General features: G+C 40.4%; 22 protein-coding genes. 7 read left to right on the top strand and 15 right to left on the bottom strand.

Features of this window, described 5'->3' with window-relative positions; all coding sequences use genetic code 11:
• Positions 1 to 7: 7 nt before the first annotated feature.
• Positions 8 to 319, bottom strand: coding sequence for a cupin (locus ACMUMK_RS15550; RefSeq protein ID WP_414702064.1), 312 nt, complete (start codon positions 317 to 319; stop codon positions 8 to 10).
• On the bottom strand, positions 320 to 538 hold the full coding sequence (locus tag ACMUMK_RS15545; RefSeq protein WP_414702063.1) for a DUF1272 domain-containing protein: 219 nt from the start codon (positions 536 to 538) through the stop codon (positions 320 to 322). It lies immediately after the preceding gene.
• Between the two features lie 110 nt (positions 539 to 648).
• On the opposite strand from ACMUMK_RS15545, the gene ACMUMK_RS15540 reads away from it, so the two are divergent.
• On the top strand, positions 649 to 1626 hold the full coding sequence (locus tag ACMUMK_RS15540) for a GlxA family transcriptional regulator (RefSeq protein WP_414702062.1): 978 nt from the start codon (positions 649 to 651) through the stop codon (positions 1624 to 1626).
• 67 nt (positions 1627 to 1693) lie between these two features.
• On the opposite strand, the gene ACMUMK_RS15535 is transcribed toward ACMUMK_RS15540, so the two are convergent.
• From ACMUMK_RS15535 to ACMUMK_RS15525, 3 genes are all read right to left on the bottom strand, one after another.
• Complete coding sequence (locus ACMUMK_RS15535) at positions 1694 to 2434, bottom strand: YdiY family protein (protein WP_414702061.1); 741 nt, start codon at positions 2432 to 2434, stop codon at positions 1694 to 1696.
• A gap of 100 nt (positions 2435 to 2534) precedes the next feature.
• Positions 2535 to 3239, bottom strand: coding sequence for a YdiY family protein (locus ACMUMK_RS15530; RefSeq protein WP_414702060.1), 705 nt, complete (start codon positions 3237 to 3239; stop codon positions 2535 to 2537).
• Between the two features lie 207 nt (positions 3240 to 3446).
• Entirely contained in the window at positions 3447 to 4292 is an 846-nt protein-coding gene (locus ACMUMK_RS15525; RefSeq protein WP_414702059.1) for an HDOD domain-containing protein, read from the bottom strand.
• Positions 4293 to 4630: 338 nt separating this feature from the next.
• Here ACMUMK_RS15525 and ACMUMK_RS15520 point away from each other — a divergent pair, with 338 nt between their 5' ends.
• Positions 4631 to 5557, top strand: a complete 927-nt coding sequence (locus tag ACMUMK_RS15520) for an alpha/beta fold hydrolase (protein WP_414702058.1) — start codon at positions 4631 to 4633, stop codon at positions 5555 to 5557.
• A 76-nt stretch (positions 5558 to 5633) separates the two neighbouring features.
• On the opposite strand, the gene ACMUMK_RS15515 is transcribed toward ACMUMK_RS15520, so the two are convergent.
• The 3 genes from ACMUMK_RS15515 to ACMUMK_RS15505 all read right to left on the bottom strand — a co-directional run bounded on the left by ACMUMK_RS15515 (position 5634) and on the right by ACMUMK_RS15505 (position 8747).
• On the bottom strand, positions 5634 to 5897 hold the full coding sequence (locus ACMUMK_RS15515; protein ID WP_414702057.1) for a DUF1289 domain-containing protein: 264 nt from the start codon (positions 5895 to 5897) through the stop codon (positions 5634 to 5636).
• Positions 5898 to 5918: 21 nt separating this feature from the next.
• The gene (locus tag ACMUMK_RS15510; RefSeq protein WP_414702056.1) at positions 5919 to 6617 is read right to left on the bottom strand and encodes a hypothetical protein; all 699 of its coding nucleotides are present in this window, start codon (positions 6615 to 6617) and stop codon (positions 5919 to 5921) included.
• Between the two features lie 69 nt (positions 6618 to 6686).
• Complete coding sequence (locus ACMUMK_RS15505; RefSeq protein ID WP_414702055.1) at positions 6687 to 8747, bottom strand: M13 family metallopeptidase; 2061 nt, start codon at positions 8745 to 8747, stop codon at positions 6687 to 6689.
• Positions 8748 to 8942: 195 nt separating this feature from the next.
• Here ACMUMK_RS15505 and bglX point away from each other — a divergent pair, with 195 nt between their 5' ends.
• The 3 genes from bglX (at position 8943) to ACMUMK_RS15490 (ending at position 12407) form a co-directional block, all read left to right on the top strand.
• The gene (gene bglX, locus ACMUMK_RS15500; RefSeq protein WP_414702054.1) at positions 8943 to 11327 is read left to right on the top strand and encodes a beta-glucosidase BglX; all 2385 of its coding nucleotides are present in this window, start codon (positions 8943 to 8945) and stop codon (positions 11325 to 11327) included.
• Between the two features lie 73 nt (positions 11328 to 11400).
• The gene (locus ACMUMK_RS15495) at positions 11401 to 11850 is read left to right on the top strand and encodes a DUF302 domain-containing protein (RefSeq protein WP_414702053.1); all 450 of its coding nucleotides are present in this window, start codon (positions 11401 to 11403) and stop codon (positions 11848 to 11850) included.
• Between the two features lie 128 nt (positions 11851 to 11978).
• The gene (locus ACMUMK_RS15490) at positions 11979 to 12407 is read left to right on the top strand and encodes a DUF6515 family protein (RefSeq protein WP_414702052.1); all 429 of its coding nucleotides are present in this window, start codon (positions 11979 to 11981) and stop codon (positions 12405 to 12407) included.
• 76 nt (positions 12408 to 12483) lie between these two features.
• Here ACMUMK_RS15490 and ACMUMK_RS15485 read toward each other — a convergent pair whose 3' ends face one another.
• The 7 genes from ACMUMK_RS15485 to ampD all read right to left on the bottom strand — a co-directional run bounded on the left by ACMUMK_RS15485 (position 12484) and on the right by ampD (position 22036).
• Entirely contained in the window at positions 12484 to 13236 is a 753-nt protein-coding gene (locus ACMUMK_RS15485; protein ID WP_414702051.1) for a hydratase, read from the bottom strand.
• Between the two features lie 79 nt (positions 13237 to 13315).
• Positions 13316 to 14746, bottom strand: coding sequence for a dihydrolipoyl dehydrogenase (lpdA, locus tag ACMUMK_RS15480; RefSeq protein WP_414702050.1), 1431 nt, complete (start codon positions 14744 to 14746; stop codon positions 13316 to 13318).
• A 149-nt stretch (positions 14747 to 14895) separates the two neighbouring features.
• On the bottom strand, positions 14896 to 16866 hold the full coding sequence (aceF, locus tag ACMUMK_RS15475; protein WP_414702049.1) for a pyruvate dehydrogenase complex dihydrolipoyllysine-residue acetyltransferase: 1971 nt from the start codon (positions 16864 to 16866) through the stop codon (positions 14896 to 14898).
• Between the two features lie 26 nt (positions 16867 to 16892).
• The gene (gene aceE, locus ACMUMK_RS15470) at positions 16893 to 19568 is read right to left on the bottom strand and encodes a pyruvate dehydrogenase (acetyl-transferring), homodimeric type (protein ID WP_414702048.1); all 2676 of its coding nucleotides are present in this window, start codon (positions 19566 to 19568) and stop codon (positions 16893 to 16895) included.
• 100 nt (positions 19569 to 19668) lie between these two features.
• Entirely contained in the window at positions 19669 to 20424 is a 756-nt protein-coding gene (locus ACMUMK_RS15465) for a GntR family transcriptional regulator (protein ID WP_414702047.1), read from the bottom strand.
• 189 nt (positions 20425 to 20613) lie between these two features.
• Positions 20614 to 21438: a beta-lactamase regulator AmpE gene (ampE, locus tag ACMUMK_RS15460; RefSeq protein ID WP_414702046.1), complete on the bottom strand. Its 825-nt coding sequence runs from the start codon at positions 21436 to 21438 to the stop codon at positions 20614 to 20616.
• Positions 21439 to 21490: 52 nt separating this feature from the next.
• Positions 21491 to 22036 (bottom strand): 1,6-anhydro-N-acetylmuramyl-L-alanine amidase AmpD, encoded by a 546-nt coding sequence (ampD, locus tag ACMUMK_RS15455; protein ID WP_414702045.1) that lies wholly within the window; start codon positions 22034 to 22036, stop codon positions 21491 to 21493.
• Positions 22037 to 22153: 117 nt separating this feature from the next.
• On the opposite strand from ampD, the gene ACMUMK_RS15450 reads away from it, so the two are divergent.
• Positions 22154 to 22657: a TIGR02281 family clan AA aspartic protease gene (locus tag ACMUMK_RS15450; protein ID WP_414702044.1), complete on the top strand. Its 504-nt coding sequence runs from the start codon at positions 22154 to 22156 to the stop codon at positions 22655 to 22657.
• Positions 22658 to 22692: 35 nt separating this feature from the next.
• Positions 22693 to 23538, top strand: a complete 846-nt coding sequence (nadC, locus tag ACMUMK_RS15445) for a carboxylating nicotinate-nucleotide diphosphorylase (RefSeq protein ID WP_414702043.1) — start codon at positions 22693 to 22695, stop codon at positions 23536 to 23538.
• Positions 23539 to 23561 lie beyond the last annotated feature (23 nt).

The following is a 23561-nucleotide window of genomic DNA, read 5'->3' as shown; positions in this document are numbered from 1 at the left end:
GGACAAGCTAAAGGCTTCCTTGCTTCTCTATGACGAGTATCCTTGCCTCCCCAATAGGTGTTGCTTTATGTTTGGTGCCTAGTGAACCATAAAATATATCTCCTGGTTTTAAAACAGAAGACTCTATAGCGCCTTCTGTTTCGTACTCCATAATTACTTCACCAGTTAATACCGCAAACACTTCCTGACCATCATTCACATGCCACCGGTAAGCCTGATTAGTCCAATGTAAACGGCAAGTAATTCCGTTCATATTCGCTATATCTAATGCGTCCCAAGCTTGCTTTGGAGTAAAGTTTTTTGCTCTATGGATCTGCATTTAAGGTAACTTCTTGGTAGATGCTGGATACTTTAATAAAGCTTTTGTGGGTCTGATGGGTCTTTTTTCCAGATTCCCTTTGCAGCTAGGGCAAGTATATTGATGTAGCTTGTCACTACACGTTTCACAATAGGTACATTCAAAAGAACATATGTAAGCAATAGACTGTGGCGGCAAGTCGCAATCACAGGTTTCACAATTAGGCTTTAGTTTTAGCATGTTTTTCTCCAGTTATTAGGATTGTGCTCAATATTAGTAGGGTATGTTGTTGACGTAAATGACATAAAAATATAGTTTTCTGCCAAGGGTTTTATTTATGAAAGAGCTATATGGATAAAAATTTAAGTAGTCATTTATGCCGCAGAGTGTTTTTTATCCTGTTTGATGGGTTTGAGTTACTAGATTTATCTGGGCCTTCAAGTGTGTTTAATACTGCTTCACTTTTACTCAAAGAGCCAAGTTATCAAATTTATACCTTGTCGACTTTAGGAGGCATGGTTAGGTCTCGAACTGGTATAGAGGTAAATAGCCAGTCAATTGACTCTGTGTCGATTAACGCTTTTGATACGGTTTTAATGGTTGGGGGCAGTGGAACTGGATTAGATAAAATGGCTAAAGATCTAGCTCTTAAAGCTTGGCTGGCTACACATTTAAGTCAGTTTGAAAGACTTGGCTCTATCTGCTCTGGAGCCTTAGCTCTTGCAGCATATGGCTTTTTGGACAGTAGAACAGCAACTACCCATTGGGCAGATGTTGATAAAATGCTAAGTGATTTTCCAAAGGTGAGAGTGAAGCCTGATGCTTTGTATTGTGTTGATGGCAAAATATGGACATCTGCAGGAGTCACTACGGGCATTGATATGGCCCTAGCTATGGTTGGTAGCGACTATGATAGTAAATTAGTACATGAGGTCGCACGTTGGTTAGTTGTATACGCACATCGGCCTGGGCATCAATCGCAATTTAGTGAATTATTAGCGGCGCAAAGTAGCGATTCATTTACGGATATTATTTTGTGGCTTGAGAGTAATTTACATAAGCAAATCAAAGTTGCAGATATGGCCAAGCAAGTTTCTATGAGCGAACGTACTTTTTATCGAAAATTTACCGATGAGGTTGGAACCAGTCCTTCTAAGTTTCTTGAAATGAGGCGTTTATTTAGAGCCAAACATTTATTAGAAACTGGGGTAGCTGTAAAAGCTGTGCATTTAAAAGTAGGGTATCAATCGGAGTTGGGGTTAACTAATGGCTTTAAGGCTAAATATGGCGTGACACCGGCTATGTATAAAAAGCTTCATTGCAAATAGCTTTGAATAAAAACATGGGATTGAAATCTAGCAGGTATATTTAATATACCCGCTAGATAGCAGTGATTTAGAAGAAGCTATAAACCAAAGTAAGTGAAGTCTGTGTATCTAATTTTTCAGTACCTTCAGTTACGTCAGAGTTATGATCCATGATTAAAGATACTTTCATAGATAATGCGCCACTAATTTCAGCTGATACAGAAGTTTCTGATTTTGACTTAGTATTGTCACTACCAATCTCTGTACTAAACAGCTGTTTGAATGTAGAGGTATCAGAGATTTTCCACTGATAATCAAACGCGCCCCTAACTATAAAGCTATTTTGTTCTTCACCTTCGATGGTTTCGTTAAATGCATAACCAGGACCAATACTGTAATTAAATTGGCTAGTGTCATTTTCCCATACTTTTTGTGACCAACCAGCAGCAAGTGTTGATTGATAGTTGTAACTACTGAATCTGTTATCTGAGTATGATGCAAAAGCAAATAATCTATGGTCAGGATTTTCTAGCTTATAGTTTCCTTGGCCAGATAAGAAAAACTGCTGTGCAGTCGTTTCAGAAGGCTGTAATACGCCATCGTCATCTTCTAATTTATCTTTTTTGTATAAAGCTTCGACAACGAAATCATTGCTCCACTTAGTTAGCTCTTGGTGTGCAGATAGCTTACCTTTAAGGGTGCTTGTTTCTGTGTTACCTGTAGTTGCGATGTAGCCAAACTCGCCATCCATTGTGAACGGTTTTACTTCGTCTGCTGCGTAGGCATTTCCAGCTGCACAAAGCGTTAATAAAATAAGATGTTTTTTCATTTTACGGTCCTGTTGTAAATTTCGATATTAGTAAAACTAGCTTTTTACATAGCTTGAGATGTACGCCAATAAATTGGAGTACTTGCCAATACCGTGGTTTTTAAAGAAATTGGTAAACTAAGGTGACAGCAGCTTCAGTATCTAGCTCTTCATCCTGATTGTTAATTCCAGTGTCGTGGTTGAGTATTATACTGAGTTTCATCGCTAACGCACCCGAAAGACGGGTAGATAAAGAACTTTCTGATCTAGTTTTAGTATATTCAGTATCAGCTTCGGTACTAAGATACTGTCTGAAGGTTGCTTGGGGAGACAATTGGCACTTGTATTCGACAGCGGCCCTAACAATTAAGCCTGTTTGATCTTCTACTGTTGAATCGTCGTCTTCTTCAGACATACTGTAACCTGGTCCGATGCTATATCTAAATTGACTTTGTTCGGTATTCCAGAGTCTAGAAGACCAGCCCGCAGCTATAGCTGCTTGATAATGGTATTCGTTGAATCTGTCTCTCTCATAATCACCATAGAAGAATAAGCGATTGTTAGGGTCTTTTAATTTGTAATCAACTTGGCCTGATAAAAAAACTTTTTGAGCACTAGCTGCATTATCTTTTTTACCGTCTACTTCTACTTCACTTTGAGTATATAAAAAGTCACCTAAAAGTTGATAACTCCAAGCTTTTAGTTCTTGACTGATATTGAGTTTAGCATTGGTGGTGAAAGTATTAGTATTGCCGGTGGCGAGTAAAAAACCGAATTCACTTATAACAGATAATTCTTCTTCATCTAGGTTTTGTCGCTCAGACATATACATTGACTTCATTATGTCTGGTCTAGCGTAACTACTTTGAGAAGCTAGTAGTAATATAAAAACTAAAATCTGTCGCATTTATCAATAGGTATTTTATTTAATATGTATTGTTTCGCAAAAGTATATCGAAAAGAAAGGGTTAAGTGGATATTTTATCTAACAAAGTGCTTCCCATATCTTTTCAATAAGCGCTATTTGAGAAGTTTATGACAGTCTAGGGTTCATAATGTTCAAAATACTTTCAGATTCCATATGGGCAAATTTGATTGCGTCTTGTAAGTCATCTTTGTCAATATTTAAGTAGTTCATTACTTCTGGTGTGACTAAATCACTGGTGGAATAAAAGTCATTGTTGGTCATAGCCACTGCAGCTCTGACTGATGTATAGATAACTGCTACATCAATATCTTTTAATGCCTTGCTTTCATTATGGGCATGCATTACGGGTAAATAGAGCTGAGAAGGTATTTGCCATAATTCTAGTAAACTAGAACTACAATTTGCATAGTTAAACCCCAAGATTTTTTGCTGCAAGCTCCAAGGAGCAGTTTGTTTATCATAGGTACCGCATTTAATAGCTAATTTGGGGGCATGCATAGCAACCAATAACTCGCCAATATTATGTAATAGACCTAAAAGAAAAAATCGCTCACTTCCTCTAATTTTGATGATTTTAGCTAAATGTTTCGCAACTAATGCAGCATAAATACTTTGCAGCCAAAACCTTTTTAAGTCGATCACATCGCTGCGGAAGTGTTCAAACGCAGTGCTGGCCGTTTCAGCCATAACTAGATTGTATAACGCCTCACCGCCTATGACATTTATAGCTTTTGAAAGAGAGTCAATCTGGGATTCAAATCTAAATAAAGGGCTATTGGCAAGCTTAAGAAGTTTTGAGGAGAGCAAAGGATCTAACGCAATCAAGCTACCTAAATCGTCTAAAGAGGACTGCTCATCATCCAACATGGTGCGTATACGCATACAAACATCTGGCAACGCAAATGATTGACTTGCTACTTTAGCAATATCTAAGGGTTGAATGGGGGGCATGTTTTATCCTTCTGCATTTAATATATTTATATAGTAAACGAGAGTTAAATAATTCTGCGTGTCTTCTTGACGTATTAGGTATGAGTAAAGATATATAACCACTAGTCGATGTAAGACTTTTATGTATACGTATTGCACAATTTACTGAGAAAATTCCACTTACGAATGATTGCGTTTAGAAAAATGATCTGTAGTTTTTTATTATTTGGAAAAATATTTATCACTTCACATACAAATAAAAAAGCACTCTTGTAATTACAACTATTTAAGTAAATGTATTCTAGATTTAGATTGAAAATAGAAGAACTTTACCCTTATAGTCGAAGATGTTTTTTTGATTGGAATATAAAATTTACGTGTCTAGCCCCAAATACACCCCGGAACGTTTGATTTCTGCAAACGGCATTGAGATTGCCTACGACAGTTACGGTAACCAAGAAGATCCTGCCATTATTTTAATTATGGGTCTTGCCACTCAAATGATATTTTGGGAAAGCACGTTTTGTGAATATCTAGCATCAAATGGGTATCATGTGATTAGGTTTGATAATCGCGACGTCGGTAAAAGCACCTGGTTTGACGGGGCTGCCGCTCCGTCTCATTTGGCGTTATTGGCAAATATTGTACTAGGCCGACCTTTACATGGGCCCTACAGTTTAGATGATATGGCCACTGATACCTTAGGGTTAATGGATCAGTTAAACATAGACCAAGCCCATATAGTTGGTGCTTCAATGGGGGGAATGATTGCGCAAACTTTGGCAATAAAGGCGCCGCATCGCGTAAAAACCTTAACCTCTATTATGTCCACCACAGGAGATAGGCAGCTTCCTAAGCCTAGATTTACTTTTCTGAAAAATCTTTTTAAGCGGCCGCCTAAAAAAGCAGAGCAGTTTGTGCCTTTTGGGTTAGCCTTATGGCAAGCCCTGCATGGTGATACCTATGGGTTTCAAGAGGGCAAGATAACTGAATTACTAACTTTGTCCGTTAATCGAGGAATTAATCCAAAAAGTAATATTAGACAACTTGCTGCCATACTCAGCGCTAGTGATAGAACCGAGGCGCTGAAAGATGTAACTGTACCTAGTTTAGTTATCCACGGTGCAAGTGACCCATTAATTCCAGTAGCATCTGGTTATGCAACCGCTAACGCCCTGGCTAATGCAAAGTTAAAGGTTTATCCAGGAATGGGGCACACCTTGCCTGAAGAGTTATTGACAGATGTAGCGAATGACATCCTTGGGCTAATTAAATATAGTAACTAAAGCTAATATCAATCAAGCTCCTTAATTAAGCACATTTAAATTTTTGCAGAATTACTACTTATTAATGGGGGGATAACTATTTTTGGGGTGGGGGCGTATCAAGTAAGTTTAGTTGTGGTGAGATATTCTCAACTGTTTTTCTACGTTTTGTATTTTGCTGGGCGCGCTTTTTACGAATGCCACAAGCTTTGACTATTTTACTTTGTACATCTTCTTCTAATTTGATCCAATGTAAACGTTCGTCTCTAGTGCGATAACAGCCGAGGCAAAACCCTTTTGGCCCTGATTGGCAAACACCAACGCATGGGCTAGTAATTTCAAAGATTTCAATCTGCTTCACATCTGCCTCTAACTAAACCGGTTAAAGATTGTAATGGTATTTAATTCTAGCATACCAAGGTTTTACGACTGAAAAATAGACAAGTATCAAACCTGTTATTGTAAATAGTAAGGATAAAATTGCAGCGCTAATCAAGAGAGGATTATTAAAATCGTCTCTGTCTTGATAATCCATAATATGTAACATCCAGAAAAAATCATAAAGACGCCAAATATCACTTCTTACTGAAGCTATCTGACCCGACTGGGGGTGAAGATAAAAGCTGGTATGTATCCAATCATCAAAGTTGACTTGATATAGCGGTAGCGTTAAATGACGAACTTCGAAAGGAATGGTTTTTAGATTTATGACGGTTTTAGCCTTTGCGCCAGTAGCATGACGAGACTCAGCTAATGCGCGAACGTTCGTTTGGGTAAGGTATGGAGCTGGTTTTCCTGTATCAGGGTTTAGCCAGTATGTTTGGCCTTTACTATCTGTCGCTTCTAGTACCCAGTTGTTTAGGCTTAGTACCCAGCTCAGACTTTGCCAACTATAGAGTGATATATCGTTTGTAACTTCAGGCTTATCAATATCTTGCTTTAAACTAGGAAGTAGTAAGTGTTTACCCCGCACATTTTCAATAGGAAATGCACTCATTACCACTCCACCACTTATCCAAAGTAAGAGCTGTAAACCTACTAGACAGGCTATCCATTTATGTAGTTTTCGCCAAAATTTCATCTGACTCTCAATGGGTGAAAAAAGACCGCATGATTGCGGCCTTATTGGTTTATTGTTGTTGGCGTTAAATTACCAAATTCTGACTCTTTGTTCTGGTTTAATATACATACCGTCACCTTCTTTAACATCAAAGGCTTCATAAAACGCGTCAACATTGCTTGCTATACCGTTTACTCGATATTCTCCAGGAGAATGGGGGTCACTTAATAACCCTGCTCTTAGGGCGTCTTCACGGTACTTACTGCGCCATACTTGAGCATAGCCCATGAAGAAGCGTTGATTACCCGTTAATCCGTCAATAACTGGTGCGTCTTGGCTTTGTAGTGACATTTGGTAAGCTTTGTAAGCTATGGTTACACCTGATAAGTCACCGATGTTTTCTCCCAGGGTTAGCTCGCCATTTACGTGTTGACCTTCTATGGGTTCAAACTGATTGAATTGCGCTACGAGTTTTTTACCTAAGGCATCGAAAGCTGTTCTGTCTTGGTCTGTCCACCAATTACGTAAATTACCTTCTCCATCGTATTTAGAGCCTTGGTCGTCAAAACCGTGACCAATTTCATGGCCTATAACGGCGCCTATGGCTCCATAGTTCACAGCGTCGTCAGCACTCATATTGAAAAATGGTGATTGTAAAATGCCTGCTGGAAATACTATCTCGTTGCGTATCGGATGGTAGTAAGCGTTAATTGTTTGTGGGGTCATCCCCCATTCTGAGGTGTCTACGGCTTTACCAATTTTGTTGACTTCAAAGAAGTGATAAAAACGGCTGTATCTGAGGTAGTTGCCTACCAGATCGTCAGGCCTTATTTCTAAATCAGAATACTCACGCCACTTGTCTGGGTAACCTACCTTTGGGGTAAAGGTGGCTAACTTAGCCAGGGCTGCTTGTTTTGTTTCGGCCGTCATCCAGTCTAATTGTTGAATGCTGTCACCATAGGCTTTAATTAGATTTTTGACTAAGTCATCCATCTTAGCTTTTGCCTGTGGAGTAAAGTATTTCTCTACATATTGTTGGCCTAGAATTTCGCCAAGTACACCACTGGTAGAGGCGACGGCACGTTTCCAACGTGGTTGCTGCTCTGGGATCCCATTTAAGGTAGTGGAGTGAAATGCAAAATGTAAATCTACAAAGTCTTGACTCAAACGTGGAGCATAGGTGTCGATAAGCTTATAGGTTAAGTAGTCTTTCCATGTTTCAAGGTCATGGTCCGTAAAAATACTACTCACTTTTTCAAAGTAAGGCATGTTTGTGACAATGACTTCTTGAACTTGCCCTATACCGCCTATGTCTGCGTAAGCTTGCCAATCAAAACTACCTAGTAAGGTGTTTACGTTGCTCGCGCTTTGTTTGTTGTAATTTTTTTCAGCGTCACGGCGCTCAACACTGGATATATGTTTGCTGGCAATATCTTTTTCTATGGCCATTACTTTGTTCGCGGAGCTTTCAGGAGATGGGTGTCCAGCTTTGGATAGTACGTCTGCCATGTAAGCTTGAGTTGCACTTCTAAAGTTAATAAATTTTTCTTCTTCTTTGCTGTAGTAGTCTCTATCAGGGAGAGTTAATCCGCTTTGATATAGGTACAGGGCTTCAAAGCCGGGATTTTTAGCATCAGGAGTGTTGTAATAACCAAATGGACCCTCTACCCCTAGCACATAAAGCTCACCAAACATTTGTGATAATTGCTGCATGTTTTTTATGGCATTAATATCATCTAATATTGGCTGCAAGGGTGTTAGACCTAGAGTGTTAGCTAGGTCAATATTCATATAACTGTTGTACATATCTCCTAGCTTTTGAAGGTTAGAGCCTTTTTCTGCGTTACTTTGTGCAGCATTTTGAATTAAGTCTTTAAGACGTTCTTGTGTATCATCATATAAGATACTAAATACGCCATAGCCTGACTTATCAGAAGGGATCTCGATTGTCTTTAACCATGTACCATTAACGTGTTTAAATAAATCATCTTGAATGCGCACGGTTTTATCTACTGCGGTTAAATCGATACCTGAAGTCAGTGTATTTGGTACGTCTACTGTAGCTTTAGCGTTTTCCGAGGATTGAGGAGTACACGCACTCAATCCTAGTGCAATACTGATACTTAGCATTAATAGTGTATTTTTTTTCATCTGTCTGCCTGTTTTTGTAAGTTTACGAGAATAATTCTACTCATTGTCTGTTAGAGCTGCAAAAATAAAAAAACTATTGTGTAAGGAATGGTAACTACCTATGTTTTACTTGAGATTTAGTGTTTAGGTAATTAATACAACTATTTCTCTTTGTGCCGGTCTAAGATATTCATACATGTAACTAAAAAGGCCTCTATGAATCTTTGTATTAAAATCAGCAGCTTTGCTTTAGTTTTTTTGTTTTCTCAATTCTCACAGGCTGAAGCCACTATGTTTAGGGATGTGGTTCATCCACACACTAATCAAAAATTATCCAAAAATGATTGGCGTAATGAAAGCCGAGCGATGGATACATTTATTGATGATCTACTAAGCAAAATGACACTAGACGAAAAAATTGGCCAACTGGATTTGCAAAGTGGTTATAGGGGGGTGACTGGCCCTTTTGTGAATGCCGCATACGAACAGCAAATTAGAAACGGTAGCGTGGGCGCTATTTTTAATGCCTATGGAGCACAGTTTGGTAAACGCCTACAAACTATAGCTGTAGAGCAAACTCGCTTAGGAATTCCGATTATTATTGGCCACGATGTTATCCATGGTCATAAAACAATCTTTCCCCAATCTATTGGTGAAGCAGCAAGCTGGGATTTAGATGCCATTAAGCATAGTGCTAGGATAGCCGCTAAAGAGGCATCGGCTGATGGCATTATGTGGACCTTTGCACCTATGGCTGACATGGTCAGAGATCCAAGGTGGGGTCGAGTATCAGAAAGTGCAGGGGAAGATCCATTTTTAACATCGGCAGTGTCGGTGGCAAGGGTTAAAGGTTTTCAAGGAGAAAATATCAGTCTAAACGACACTATTATGGCCACTGCCAAGCATTTTGTTGGATATGGCGCTTCACAAGGGGGCCGCGACTATAACACAACAGATATATCCGAAAATCGTTTATGGAATCTATACTTACCCCCTTTTAAAGCCATGTTAGATGCGGGTGTTACCACCTTCATGACAGGTTTTAACGACCTAAATGGCATACCCGTTACAGCAAACCAATATTTGCTTGAAACTGTGTTAAGAGACAAGTGGGGCTTTAAGGGCTTTGTAGTGACCGACTATACAGCTGTGAATGAATTAGTGGCTCATGGATACGCGAGAGATGAAAAGCATGGGGCGCAAATCGCATTTAATAGTGGCGCTGATATGGACATGGTTGGGCAGACTTACCTTAAATATCTAAAGCCTTTGATTGCAGAAAATAAAGTCACTGAGGCTAGGCTTAATGAAGCGGTTCGACGAGTGCTTGAAATGAAATGGCGCTTAGGGTTATTTGAAGACCCTTACCGTTACCACGATGAAAGTCGAGCGGCGCAGCGTATCCTTACGAAAGAAAATCTAGAGGCGGCCACAGATATGGCTAGGCGCTCTATGGTGTTATTAAAAAATCAGAACCAAGCCTTACCAATTGATAGTAACAAAGTTGACAGTATTGCACTTATTGGGCCTTTAGCTGATAACCGCTTTGACATGATAGGTAATTGGGCGGGAGCTGGAAACAGAGATTCTCAACCAGTGACAGTGAGAGAGGGGCTTAGCAATCTCTTGGACGATAAAGTAAAAATACGTTATGCCAAAGGAGCAACTCATTCTTATTTGTTATCTCATACGGGCATGTCTTCACTTATGGGGATAGATGTCCCGGTTTCAGGTCAAACTAAACAAGATTTACAAAGTGATATAGATGAAGCTCTTAAGATTGCTAAAGCGTCTGATGTAGTGGTTATGGTTTTGGGTGAAGACCAAAGAATGTCAGGAGAAGCGTCTAGCCGTACTGAGTTAACTTTACCAGGTAATCAGCAAGCGTTGATGGAAGCATTACGTAGTTTAAATAAACCACTGATACTGGTAGTGATGAGTGGACGGCCCAATGATCTTAGGTGGGCAGATAGCAATGTTGATGCGATTCTCCATGCTTGGTACCCAGGAACCATGGGAGGACAGGCCGTGGCTGATGTGCTTTTAGGGAAATATAACCCAGCTGGAAAGCTACCCATGACGTTTCCAAGAACGGTAGGGCAAGTTCCACTGTTTTACAATCACAAAAATACGGGAAGACCTATAGCTTCAAGCAACCCGGCGCATACTCCTGCGGAATATACATCTCGTTATGATGATTCATTAAATACGCCGCTCTATGCCTTTGGCCATGGATTGAGTTACACCCAATTTAAGTATGATGCACCAACATTAAGTAGCACTAGGCTAGATCAAAATGGTGAGCTTACTTTAACTGTTAAGGTTACCAATATTGGAGATAGGGCAGGTGAAGAAGTGATTCAGCTCTATACGCATCAAAAAGTTGGCTCTATTACTCGGCCCGTTAAAGAGCTTAAGGGGTTTCAAAAGCTAGCCTTTGAAGTGGGAGAAACCAAAACAGTGGCGTTTACCTTAACCCCGGATGATCTTGCTTTTTACCGAGCTGATATGAGCTGGGGTACTGAACCCGGAGAGTTTGAAGTTATGGTTGGTGGGGCTTCTAATAAGGTTCAAACTCTAACATTTACCTTGGTCGATTGAACCCGCTTAGGTATAAAATCCTAGCTTTTTTTACGTGATATAAAAATATTTTTTAATTGGTTTGGAGTATGAAATGAATAAGTTTGTTGTGTTGTTTTTGGTTTTAATGGCAACCTCTGTTGGGGCCGCCTCAAGTGAAGGGGTAATTCGCTACGAAAGTCCTTACTCGGTCAGTGAAACCATGGCTCGATTTGAAAAAATAGTGGCTGATAAAGGCTTCACTGTATTTTCGGTGATAGATCATCAGCAAAATGCAGCTAAAGTAGGTTTGGATTTACCTGCTACTCAAGTCATCCTGTTTGGCAATCCTAAAGTTGGAACACTTTTAATGCAATGTGCTCAGAATGTAGCCATAGATTTACCACAAAAAGTTATGGTAGCTGCAGTAAATGGCAAGGTGTGGTTATCCTATAACGACCCAGAATATTTAAAAAAGCGCCATCAAATTAAAGGTTGTGAGCAGGTTATTACTAAAATATCAGGGGCATTGGGTAAATTTGCACAAGCTGCAATAGCAAAATAAAACTAGTTTTTGTGCGCCCCTATTGCTTTATGAATTGCACGATTTTTCCTTAATTCATCATGAAATTATCCTTACTAAATATGTCTAATCCACAGTGATTAACTTTATTTGTAACTGGACACAATTTTATGAAGTTTCAAAAAGTAATAGGTTTTATGTGCTGTATTGTTGTTTCGTCTTGCGCCATAGGACCAGGTGGGCGAAGAGGTGGTGGTTCAGTCCATGGCCATGTGCAAGTAGGTAACCCGGGAGCAGCTCTTATTCTCGGGGCGGGTGTTTTAATAGGGACGATTATTACCTCGTTACCGAAAAAACATGTGGCAGTGAAAGAGGATTTATATCTATCCGATGGTGTGTTTTATAAATCAACCCCATCGGGATATGTCGCGGTTTCTGCTCCTGTAGGTACTTGGGTGGCAAGTATTCCTACACAGCATGATGTAATACATATCAACAACCATGAATACTTTAGAAATAATTCAAATTGGTACCAGTTTGATTATGACAAAAACCAGTATCAAGTTGTAAAAAATCCTTTTTCTGTAAGTAATAATTAAAGTATGGGTTATTTGCTACCATATGAGTCTAAAACAAAGTGTGTAAAGCCTAGGCTCTACACACTTTGTGAAGCTGCTACATCAAGGCTTTGAAGGTCACTGTATAATCCGCTAGGCCTTCATAACCTATAGTGGTTTTAACATCAAATGGCATCTCTAAAACGCCTTTAAATGATCCGGTTATTATCACCTCACCCGCTTCAAAGGTAACGCCCCGTTTAGTCATGTAATTGATTAACCATAGTAAACCGTCAATTGCACGGGGATTAGGGTGTTTACCATCTAAGGCCTGAATATCCTTATCTTGAGTGATATTGAGCTGAACTGTGCTTAAGTCTATTGCAATAGATTTGTCTACTTCAGGTCCAATAAATACCCCTTGGTTCACCATACAGTCGGCTAAACTATCTGCAAACTGTTTGCCTGAATCATCTGCATATCGGCTCTGTATTAACTCTAAGGCCATATGGGTAGTGCCAATAGCGTCAATGATTTCAGGCTCACTATAGTCGCCACTTTTCGCTGCTAACGGTTTAGCCAAAACAAAGCCAATCTCAGGCTCTACCCGGGCCACGCCATTATCTGCGTATAGTTCAATAATATTCGTGTCTTGTTGTACATCAAAAATGGGAGCGACAACTATTTTTCCTTCAGCAGGCGGTAGTAAGCACTTCCAACCTTTTACCTTGTGTAGTTTGGCCATTTCACCTTGAATAGCTAATGCATCGTCATTGCTAGTTGGGCGGATTGATTCATCTAAGCAAGGGGCTTTGGTACCTGCTTTACGGCGGCTAAGTAGTTCTTTGGCTGCTTTTTCAAAACTATTCATTTACCTTCTCCATGTATGTTTTTGTTTAGATAATAAAAAAGGGCCTACAGGCCCTTTTAAACATGATAAACACTAGGTTTTACTTCTTCTTTTTAACGGCTTTAGCGTTAGGTAAATCAGTAATTGACCCTTCAAATATTTCAGCTGCTAGGCCGATTGATTCGTTAAGTGTTGGGTGAGCATGAATAGTTAAGCCCACATCTTCAGCGTCTGCGCCCATTTCAACGGCAAGACATACTTCACCTAACATTTCACCAGCATTGATGCCGACAATTGCACCGCCTAAAACACGGCCAGTTTCTTTGTCGAAGATCATTTTAGTTTTACCTTCGGTGCGGGCAGATGCGATAGCACGGCCAGATGCAGCCCAAGGGAAGTTAGCAACTTCAATTTTTAAGCCTTGCTCTTTTGCTTCACGCTCTGTAACACCAACCCAAGCCATTTCTGGATCGGTATAAGCGATTGATGGAATACAGCGAGGGTCAAATACATGCTTCTTACCAGAGATAACTTCGGCAGCACAGTGTGCTTCGTGTACCGCTTTGTGAGCAAGCATAGGTTGACCAACAACATCACCGATAGCGAAGATGTGGTTAACGTTAGTACGTAACTCGTTGGTTACATTGATGAAGCCACGCTCATCTACTGCAACACCGGCTTTGTCTGCATCGATTAGTTTACCGTTAGGCTTACGACCAACAGCAACTAAGATCTTGTCGTAACGAACTTGTCCTTCTGGTGCGTTTTTGCCTTCAAAAGTAACGTATAAACCATCTTCTTTAGCATCAACTGCGACAACTTTAGTAGACAACATAATGTTGAATTTTTTCTTGTTGTAGTTGGTATAAATTTTAACTATGTCTGCATCAGCTGCAGGTACTAGTTGGTCTGCAAATTCAACAACAGAGATGTTAGATCCTAAAGCGTTGTAAACCGTACCCATTTCTAGGCCGATAATACCGCCACCAAGCACTAACATTTCTTCTGGAACATCTTTAAGTTCTAAAGCACCAGTTGAATCAATTACGCGAGGATCGTCAGTTGGAATAAATGGTAAATCAACAACAGACGAGCCCGCTGCAATAATAGCGTTGTCGAATGTAATTGTGGTTTCTTTACCGTCGTTACCAGCAACAACTATTGTTTTGTCAGAAGTAAATTTACCAAAGCCATAAACGGTTGTAACTTTACGGCCTTTAGCCATACCGCCTAATCCACCCGTTAATTGGCCGATTACGCTTTCCTTCCAACCGCGGATTTTGTCTAGGTCTATTTCTGGTTTGCCAAAAGTTACACCGTGAGAAGCCATCGCTTCTGCATCGTCGATTACTTTAGCTACATGTAATAAAGCCTTTGAAGGGATACAACCTACGTTTAAGCAAACACCGCCAAGTGTTTCACGGCTTTCTACTAATACTACATCTAAACCTAAATCTGCTGCACGGAACGCTGCTGAATAACCACCAGGGCCTGCACCTAATACCACTACTTGAGTTTTAATTTCGCTCATTTGAACCTCAAATTATCCTGTTATGACAGTATGTCTGGTTACGCTTTTTATATTGAGTAAACCATACACTGTGAATAAATCTTTTTTAACCCTAATTTAGGGGTTAATTAAAAATCGGTAACTATATAGTGTTACCGATTCCATATCTTTTAAAGTACTAGGCGGCGTAAATCAGTTAGGTTATTTGCAATCTCAGTAGAGAAAGCTGCACCTTCAGCGCCATCAATTACTCTATGGTCGTAAGACAAACTTAATGGAACCATTAGGCGCGGTACAAACTCTTTACCGTTCCACTTAGGTTTAAAGTCTGACTTAGATACGCCTAAAATACCTACTTCAGGAGCATTTACGATAGGCGTAAATGCTGTACCACCAATGCCACCTAAACTAGATATAGTAAATGTACCGCCTTGCATATCGGCTGCTTTAAGCTTGCCTTCACGGGCTTTACCAGAAATAACAATTAACTCTTTAGATAGTTCTTCTATGCCTTTTTTGTTCACGTCTCTGATAACAGGAACAACTAAGCCGCCAGGTGTTGCCACTGCAATACCAATGTTGACGAACTTCTTAAGAATTAAACTAGCACCGTCATCAGATAGAGTTGAGTTCATATTAGGGAACTTCTCTAATGCCCGTGCTACGGCTTTCATTACGAATACGAGTGGTGTAATTTTTAAGCCAGTCTTTTTCTTCGCATGGTATGCATTTTGTTCTTTACGGAAGTCTTCAATATCCGTGATATCTGCTTCGTCGAACTGAGTTACATGTGGGATAGTTGCCCAGTTGCGGTGTAAGAATGGACCAGAAATTTTCTGAATACGACCAAGTGCCACTTCTTCAATTTCACCAAACTTACTATGATCAACAGGTTTAACAGGAACAATTTGTAATACGTTGTCACCCACTACTGCACTGCTGCCAGCTGCCGCTTTAGGCGCTGCAAGCGCTGCTTTTACATATGCTTGAACGTCTTCTTTTAAGATACGTCCTTTACGGCCCGTTCCTTTTACTAAGCTTAAATCTACACCAAATTCACGACCTAAACGGCGAATAGCCGGAGAAGTGTATACTGGACCTGATGACTTAAAGTCACTCGGTGCAGCTGACGCTGGAGCTGGTTTCGCTTGAGGAGCAGGGGTTGGCGCTGCTGCAGGTGCTGGTGCCGGAGCAGGAGCTGCTGCCGCTGGAGCTGGTGCAGAACCGCCACCTTTGGTCTCAAGTTTAACAACAACTGAACCTTGCTTAACTTTATCACCAGTTTTGATGAAGACTTCTTTCACTGTTCCAGCATGAGTAGAAGGAACATCCATAGTTGCTTTATCAGTTTCTAAGGTGATTAAACCGTCTTCTTCTTCGATTTCATCACCTACAGCTACAAGCACGTCGATAACGTCTACTTCACCGTCTTCACCAATATCAGGCACAGCTACTTCAAGGATTTCACTTGCTGCAGGTGCGGGAGCGGTGGCAGGAGCCGTTGCTTCTGGCGCTGGAGCAGCAGGTGCTGCACTAGCCTCAGATGCAGAGCCAGCCGTTTCTAGTTTAATAACTAGGGTACCTTGCTTAACTTTATCACCAGTTTTGATGAACACTTCTTTTACTGTACCGGCATGGGTAGAAGGGACATCCATAGTCGCTTTATCAGTTTCTAAGGTGATTAAACCGTCTTCTTCTTCAATCACATCGCCTACAGCTACAAGCACGTCGATAACGTCTACTTCACCATCTTCACCAATATCAGGTACGGCTACTTCGATAACTTCACTGGCACCAGATGCTGCCGGTGCTGCTTCTGCTGGAGCTGGAGCGGCTTCTGGTGCAGGTGCAGGTGCTTCTGCTGCCGGCGCTGCAGGCTCTTCAGCTGCTGGTGCAGTTGCACCTGCAGCTTTGATTTCACCAATCACATCGCCTTCTTTGATTTTGTCACCTACTGCAACTGATAAGCTGGCTAGCTCACCAGCAAAAGGTGCTGGGATATCCATTGAAGCTTTATCAGTTTCAACGGTAACAATCCCTTCATCAGCTTCTAGTGCATCACCAACGGCAACACAAATTTCAATGATTTCAACTTCTTCGCCACCCACATCAGGGACTAGAATTTTTTGAATATCAGACATATATAAGATTCCTTATCTAGTCGCTATTAAGCGTACAGTGGATTAAGTTTATCAGTATTGATATCGAAACGTTTAATTGCTTCGCTTACAACACTCTTCTCTACTTCGCCACGCTTAGCTAATTCGTACAATGAAGCTACAACTATATATGCAGCGTTTACTTCAAAATGAGTACGTAAGTTTTCACGGCTATCACTGCGGCCAAAACCGTCTGTACCTAGACAACGGTAATCAGTATCAATGAAAGCACGAACTTGATCAGAGTAACCTTTAACGTAATCGGTAGCTGCAATAGCAGGACCAGCTTCTTTGGTGATTACTTTGCCAATGTGCGCTGTCATAGGCTCGGCTTCTGGGTTTAACATGTTCCAACGTGTAACGTCTTGGCCTTCACGGGCTAGCTCGTTGAATGATGTAACAGAATAAACATCAGAAGATACATTGTAATCAGCACTTAGAATTTGAGCGGCTTTACGTACTTCGTTTAATATAGTACCTGAGCCCATTAACTGTACGTTTGAGCTAGCTTTCTTGGCTTCAACGCGCTCTAACTTATAAATACCTTTAATGATATCGGCTGCCACTTCATCACCTTCTGGCATAGCAGGGTGCTGATAGTTTTCGTTCATTAATGTTAAGTAATAGAAAACATTTTCGTTTTCACCATACATACGACGTAAGCCGTCTTGTACGATAACTGCTACTTCGTAACCGTAAGTTGGGTCGTAAGTAACACAGTTAGGTATTAAGTTAGCTTGAACATGTGAATGTCCGTCTTGGTGCTGTAGGCCTTCACCGTTAAGGGTAGTTCGGCCAGCTGTTGCTCCAAGTAAGAAACCACGTGCTTGGCTATCGCCCGCTGCCCATGCTAAGTCACCCACACGTTGGAAACCAAACATTGAGTAGTAGATGTAAAATGGAATAGTTGTCGCATTACAAGTTGAGTAAGACGTACCAGAAGCAACCCATGATGCCATTGCGCCTAGCTCGTTAATACCTTCTTGTAGTACTTGGCCTTTTTTATCTTCACGGTAATAAGCAACTTGGTCAGCATCTTGAGGAACATATTTTTGTCCTTCGCTTGCATAGATACCTACTTGACGGAATAAGCCTTCCATACCAAAAGTACGGGCTTCATCAGGAATGATAGGCACGATACGCTTACCGATTTTCTTATCTTTCAATAGGCTGTTTAGTACACGTACGAATGTCATAGTAGATGAAACTTGACGGTCACCTGAGCCTTTAAGTATCGCATCAAAAATGGATAACTCTGGCATTTCAAGTTGTTCTTCAGCTTGCATACGACGTTGAGGTAAAGTGCCGCCTAATGCTTCACGACGCTCTTTCATGTACTTATATTCAACGCTGTCTTCAGCAAACTTGAAGTAAGGTAAGTCTGGAATCGCTTCGTCAGCAACTGGAATGTTGAAACGGTCACGGAATTGTTTAATTGAATCAACGTCCATTTTCTTAACGTTGTGAGCAATGTTTAATGCTTCACCTGATGCACCTAAACCAAATCCTTTAACGGTTTTAGCAAGAATAACAGTAGGACGACCTTTAGTATCCATAGCTTTTTGATAAGCAGCAAATACTTTAACGGGATCATGTCCACCACGGTTTAAGCGGAAAATATCTTCGTCAGACATATTAGCAACAAGTGCTGCAGTTTCTGGGTATTTGTTGAAGAAGTTTTCGCGAGTGTACTTGCCACCTTTAGCTTTACAGTTTTGGTATTCACCATCAACGGTTTCGCTCATAAGTTGTAAAAGTTTACCTGATTTATCACGGGCGATAAGTGCATCCCAGTAACTACCCCAGATAACTTTCACTACTTCCCAGCCTGCGCCGCGGAAAGTACCTTCAAGTTCTTGGATGATTTTACCATTACCACGTACCGGTCCATCTAAACGTTGTAAGTTACAGTTAATTACAAACGTTAGGTTGTCTAGTCCTTCACGGGTAGCTAAACCAATTGCACCTAATGATTCTGGCTCATCGCACTCACCATCACCCATGTAGCAATATACACGTTGACCTGAACAGTCTTTAATACCACGGTCAGTCAAATATTTTAAGAAACGAGCTGTGTAAATAGCTTGTAGTGGGCCAAGACCCATAGAAACGGTTGGGAACTGCCAGTAGTCTTTCATCAAGTGTGGGTGCGGATAAGACGATAAGCCTTCGCCATCACATTCTTGACGGAAGTTATCAAGTTGTTCTTCTGATAATGCGCCTTCTACGAAAGAGCGAGCGTAAATACCAGGAGAAATATGACCTTGAGAAAAGATAAAGTCGCCACTGTCTTTTTCATTTGGCGCTTTGAAGAAGTGGTTGAAACCCACATCGTACAACATAGCAGATGAAGCAAAACTACCGATATGACCACCTAGCTCTAAATCTTTCTTAGAGGCTCGTAATACAATCATCAAGGCGTTCCAACGAATTGCAGCACGGATACGGGCTTCAATTGTTTGGTCACCAGGCATTTTAGGCTCTTGTGATGGCGGAATAGTATTTACATAAGCTGTTTTCGCATCAAATGGTAAGTGAGTACCACTGCGGCGAGCTTGATCTATTAACTTCTCTAAAAGGAAATGAGCACGCTCTGGACCTTCATTTTCCAAAACGGCTTCCAATGATTCAAGCCATTCTTGCGTTTCAGCTGAATCTAAATCGATGTTAGGGAGCTCAGACATAGTATTTACTTAGTCTCCAATGTTGTAGGGTAAAAATAATTAAATGACTAAAATGCATAAATTAGCCAAGGTGTATTTCACTAATGCGTAAGTTAAAAACTTATGCGTATCGTTGCATTCCACTTCTTGAACGGCGCATAGCGCTTTGTTCTTGGGTCTGCAGTAACAATTCTTTTTCAACGAATGTTAAGTGGGTATGGCTTTCGTTCCACGCTCTTTGTGGTTTGCCACTTAAAATCGCTGCTAATAATTTCTTATGGTAATTGCGCATTCTTTCAAACATATCTGGACTTCTGGCCAGCATAGTAATGTGACGTTCTAAATTATCTGTAATTAGACTCGCCATGCTTCTTACTAAATGTAAAAAAATGCTGTTTTGTGATGCCACGCAGATCGCAATAAAAAATTCAAAAACGGCTTCTGCTTCTAAGCGAGGGTCATTTTCGATTTGTGCAAGTCCAATAGCTTCAAATTTGTTCTGTACAACTTTTAAGTCACTTGGTGTGCCGCGCATAGCTGCATAATAAGCAGCCATGCCCTCAACACCTAATCTAAACTCTAGTAAATCAAATTGAGTGCTAGGTGTTTTTGACATTAGGTCAAACAAGGGATCGGCTAGCCCTTTTAATTGGTTGTCGCACACAAAGGTACCACCACCTTGTTTACGAATAACTAGGCCTTTCGCTTCTAGCTTTTGTATGGCTTCTCGTACCGAAGGGCGAGACACTTCAAATTGTTCTGTTAATGTTCTTTCTGGAGGAAGTTTTTGACCGGCAGCTAATCTACCATCAAGCATCATGGACTCTAATTGTTCCATTATGTCATCAGATATTTTTCTTGATTGCACTCGGCGCATTTAATTTTTCCATCCAACCAGAGGGGTTAGCCTTTGGTAAATTGGTAAGACCATTGGGTGCAATAGCTTAGTAAACATTTAGTCTGGGGTAAATGTTAATTTTTATTTCACTTGGCATAAGATGTTCGTAAAGCCCTTAATGCCAAGTAAATAAAGGAGTTTTAGTAAGATTTTTTGTGGTCAGACCTGTTAAGGGATCCAGCCAGAAATTGATAAAATTGCGATCACTACTAACAAAAACATCACATTTCGCTTCGCCAACTTGACTAAAGTACAAGGCTCTTCAGTGCAATTTTTTTCGTCAGGCTCAATTTCTTCTGCTTTTTTAGATACATCTAATAATAAAGTTTTGGCAGATATCGTAGGGTCTGGTAAGTAGCTCAGCCAAGTGGGTAATGCACGTGAAAAATGCCCCACCACTAAAAAGCCTAAAGCTGTGATTCTAACAGGAACCCAATCTAGAATATTTAAGAGGCGTTTAGCTTGAGCCGCGGCCTGTGGGTTGTCTGCTTCTAATTTAGCAGCTAACTCGCGAATTAATACATATAAAACCGCTCCCGCTGCTCCTAATGCAACAAACCATAAAATAACAGCGGCATAATGACGATAGTTTTGCCAAATTAAGTTTTGGCCAAGCGTTAGATGTTCATTGGAATTATTATTTATTTGTTGTTCGTACATACTGCAGGCTTGCATGTCGCCACGGTTGGCTGCTTCTAAAAAACACTTATAAGTTGCGCGAATAATTGGGCAACCCATGCAAACCATAAGAATACCTGTACTTAATAGTAATTCGATTAGTCCACCTGTGAACTTTTGTACCAACAAATAGATGCACAAGACAGGTATTACAATAACTACGGCTAACACCCATGATTTTGAAGAAGAGTTTAACCAATCTTTTGATTTGATTATTTCTAGGTACTTGTTGGTGTAAAGCTCAGCTTGCCAGTAAGTAGATTGAGTTGTAACTCTTTCTATTAATAAAACCAGTAATAAACTGATTAATGTCATGTAAATAACCTTTTAAATTAGTTTGATAACAACAGCTAAACTATATCACTGTCTATTTGCAAAGTAATAGTTGTCTGTATCTACCCCAGTCAAAAGACACACCTGGGTCGGTTTTTCTTCCGGGAGCGATATCATTATGGCCTACGATGCGGCCTAGCGTTATCGATGGGTAAGTGCGTTGCAAAGCAATACTAAGGTGTTGCAAGCTTTTATATTGCGCATCTGTATAAGGAATATGGTCAGCACCTTCAAGTTCAACACCAATACTGTAATCGTTGCATCTATTTTGTCCTTGAAAACTCGATAAACCAGCATGCCAAGCTCTTTTGTTAAAGGGCACAAATTGCACAATATGACCATCTCTTTGAATGAGACAGTGGGCCGATACTCGCATTTGGTAAATACTCAAAAAATAGGGATCAAGCTTAGGATCTAGCTTGCCGGTAAAAAAATACTTTATATAGTCGCCGCCAAATTCGTTTGGTGGCAGCGATATATTGTGAATAACTAGCAAGGAAATATCAGTGTTTTCTGGCCTATCGTCACAGTGGGTGCTTGGGTAATATTCAGCTTGTGTTAAAATTGCTTGCTTAATCAATGTATTGGCTATTTTGATTGTTCTGTTGCCATTATCATAACAAAGTGAAAGGCAGCTATCGCGTTATTTTAATGGCCTAAATGTAGCTAAGCAGCCAATTAAAATTTAGAGGTCGTTATGCAGCAAAGTAAAATGGGCAAGGGCATGTTAATTGTTGCTTGGGTGATTGGTTTAGCCCTGCTGACCTATATGTTTGAAGAACAACTTGCCGAACAGTTTAATCCTAATGAGGAGCCTATTTCATCCATACGCGGAGATGGAGTAGAAGTTAAGTTAAAACAAAATAAAGCGGGTCACTATGTAACGGGCGGCGCTATTAATGGACAGCCTGTCGTGTTTTTACTTGATACAGGGGCAACACAGGTATCTATTCCTATGCATTTAGCTAAGCAACTTAATTTACAGCAGGGTAGGGCCTACAGAGTACAAACCGCTAATGGTAGTGTTGAAGTGGCGCAAACTAATATAGAGCGTTTGTCTATTGGCGACATTCAATTGTTTGATGTTGATGCTCATTTGAATCCAGCCGTTAGCAGCAACGAAATTTTGCTAGGTATGAGTGCCTTGAAGCAATTAGAATTCACTCAAAAAGGTGATTGGCTTATTTTGCGCCACTTATAAGCTGTTTACATATTTCATTTATATATAGAGACGTTATGCACAATATTGATATTCCACTAGCCGTTCAATTAGCCTTATCAGAAGATTTAAACGGCCAAGATGCAGATTTAGGTGATATTACTGCCAACCTAATTCCCAAAGAGCAAGAAATCACTGCAGCTATTATCACCCGAGAACACTGCGTATTAGCTGGTAGTGCTTGGGTAACAGAAACCTTCTTACAATTAAATAAAGGTATAGATTTACAATGGCTTGCAAAAGATGGAGACAAGCTCACTCCAAATCAAACCATTGTTAAAATTACAGGTAATGCTAGGCATATATTAACGGGCGAGCGCACCGCATTGAACTTTTTGCAAACCCTATCGGGTACGGCAACAGCTGTGGCTGACTGTGTAGCAGAGCTAGCAGGCACCAGTACACAACTATTAGATACACGCAAGACCTTGCCCGGTATGCGCCTTGCCCAAAAATATGCAGTTCGCTGTGGCGGTGGTACTAACCATCGCATTGGGTTGTACGATGCATACCTAATAAAAGAAAACCACATTTTAGCCTGTGGCTCTATTGAAAACGCAGTAAAACAAGCACGTCAAGCCCATTGTCAACTAAAAGTTGAAGTAGAAGTTGAAAATATTGAAGAGTTAAATCAAGCCATATCTGCCGAAGCTGACATAGTTATGTTAGACAACTTTAGCAATGAAATGATTGAGCAAGCAGTGGCGATAAACGCTGGGAGATGCAAGTTAGAAGTATCAGGAAATATTACTAAACCTAGGCTAAAAGCGCTCTCTGGGCTAGGTGTTGATTATATTTCCTCTGGTGCATTAACTAAAGATGTGAAAGCTATAGACTTATCTTTAAGGGTGTTAGCTGAATAAAGTTAAGGGGTAAATAAGTAAAA

The organism is Paraglaciecola sp. 2405UD69-4 (assembly GCF_047525415.1).
Classification (GTDB): Bacteria; Pseudomonadota; Gammaproteobacteria; order Enterobacterales; family Alteromonadaceae; genus Paraglaciecola.
The sequence above is the reverse complement of the archived record's forward strand: the minus strand, read 5'-3'. Positions and strand labels throughout refer to the sequence as shown.

Bases quoted from the DNA above. Each gene is read 5' to 3' on its own strand.
- ACMUMK_RS15550 (WP_414702064.1), bottom strand. From the start codon at position 319: ATGCAGATCCATAGAGCAAAAAACTTTACTCCAAAGCAAGCTTGGGAC.
- ACMUMK_RS15545 (WP_414702063.1), bottom strand. From the start codon at position 538: ATGCTAAAACTAAAGCCTAATTGTGAAACCTGTGATTGCGACTTGCCG.
- ACMUMK_RS15540 (WP_414702062.1), top strand. From the start codon at position 649: ATGGATAAAAATTTAAGTAGTCATTTATGCCGCAGAGTGTTTTTTATC.
- ACMUMK_RS15535 (WP_414702061.1), bottom strand. From the start codon at position 2,434: ATGAAAAAACATCTTATTTTATTAACGCTTTGTGCAGCTGGAAATGCC.
- ACMUMK_RS15530 (WP_414702060.1), bottom strand. From the start codon at position 3,239: ATGTCTGAGCGACAAAACCTAGATGAAGAAGAATTATCTGTTATAAGT.
- ACMUMK_RS15525 (WP_414702059.1), bottom strand. From the start codon at position 4,292: ATGCCCCCCATTCAACCCTTAGATATTGCTAAAGTAGCAAGTCAATCA.
- ACMUMK_RS15510 (WP_414702056.1), bottom strand. From the start codon at position 6,617: ATGAAATTTTGGCGAAAACTACATAAATGGATAGCCTGTCTAGTAGGT.
- ACMUMK_RS15505 (WP_414702055.1), bottom strand. From the start codon at position 8,747: ATGAAAAAAAATACACTATTAATGCTAAGTATCAGTATTGCACTAGGA.
- bglX (WP_414702054.1), top strand. From the start codon at position 8,943: ATGAATCTTTGTATTAAAATCAGCAGCTTTGCTTTAGTTTTTTTGTTT.
- ACMUMK_RS15495 (WP_414702053.1), top strand. From the start codon at position 11,401: ATGAATAAGTTTGTTGTGTTGTTTTTGGTTTTAATGGCAACCTCTGTT.
- ACMUMK_RS15490 (WP_414702052.1), top strand. From the start codon at position 11,979: ATGAAGTTTCAAAAAGTAATAGGTTTTATGTGCTGTATTGTTGTTTCG.
- ACMUMK_RS15485 (WP_414702051.1), bottom strand. From the start codon at position 13,236: ATGAATAGTTTTGAAAAAGCAGCCAAAGAACTACTTAGCCGCCGTAAA.
- lpdA (WP_414702050.1), bottom strand. From the start codon at position 14,746: ATGAGCGAAATTAAAACTCAAGTAGTGGTATTAGGTGCAGGCCCTGGT.
- aceF (WP_414702049.1), bottom strand. From the start codon at position 16,866: ATGTCTGATATTCAAAAAATTCTAGTCCCTGATGTGGGTGGCGAAGAA.
- aceE (WP_414702048.1), bottom strand. From the start codon at position 19,568: ATGTCTGAGCTCCCTAACATCGATTTAGATTCAGCTGAAACGCAAGAA.
- ACMUMK_RS15465 (WP_414702047.1), bottom strand. From the start codon at position 20,424: ATGCGCCGAGTGCAATCAAGAAAAATATCTGATGACATAATGGAACAA.
- ampE (WP_414702046.1), bottom strand. From the start codon at position 21,438: ATGACATTAATCAGTTTATTACTGGTTTTATTAATAGAAAGAGTTACA.
- ACMUMK_RS15450 (WP_414702044.1), top strand. From the start codon at position 22,154: ATGCAGCAAAGTAAAATGGGCAAGGGCATGTTAATTGTTGCTTGGGTG.
- nadC (WP_414702043.1), top strand. From the start codon at position 22,693: ATGCACAATATTGATATTCCACTAGCCGTTCAATTAGCCTTATCAGAA.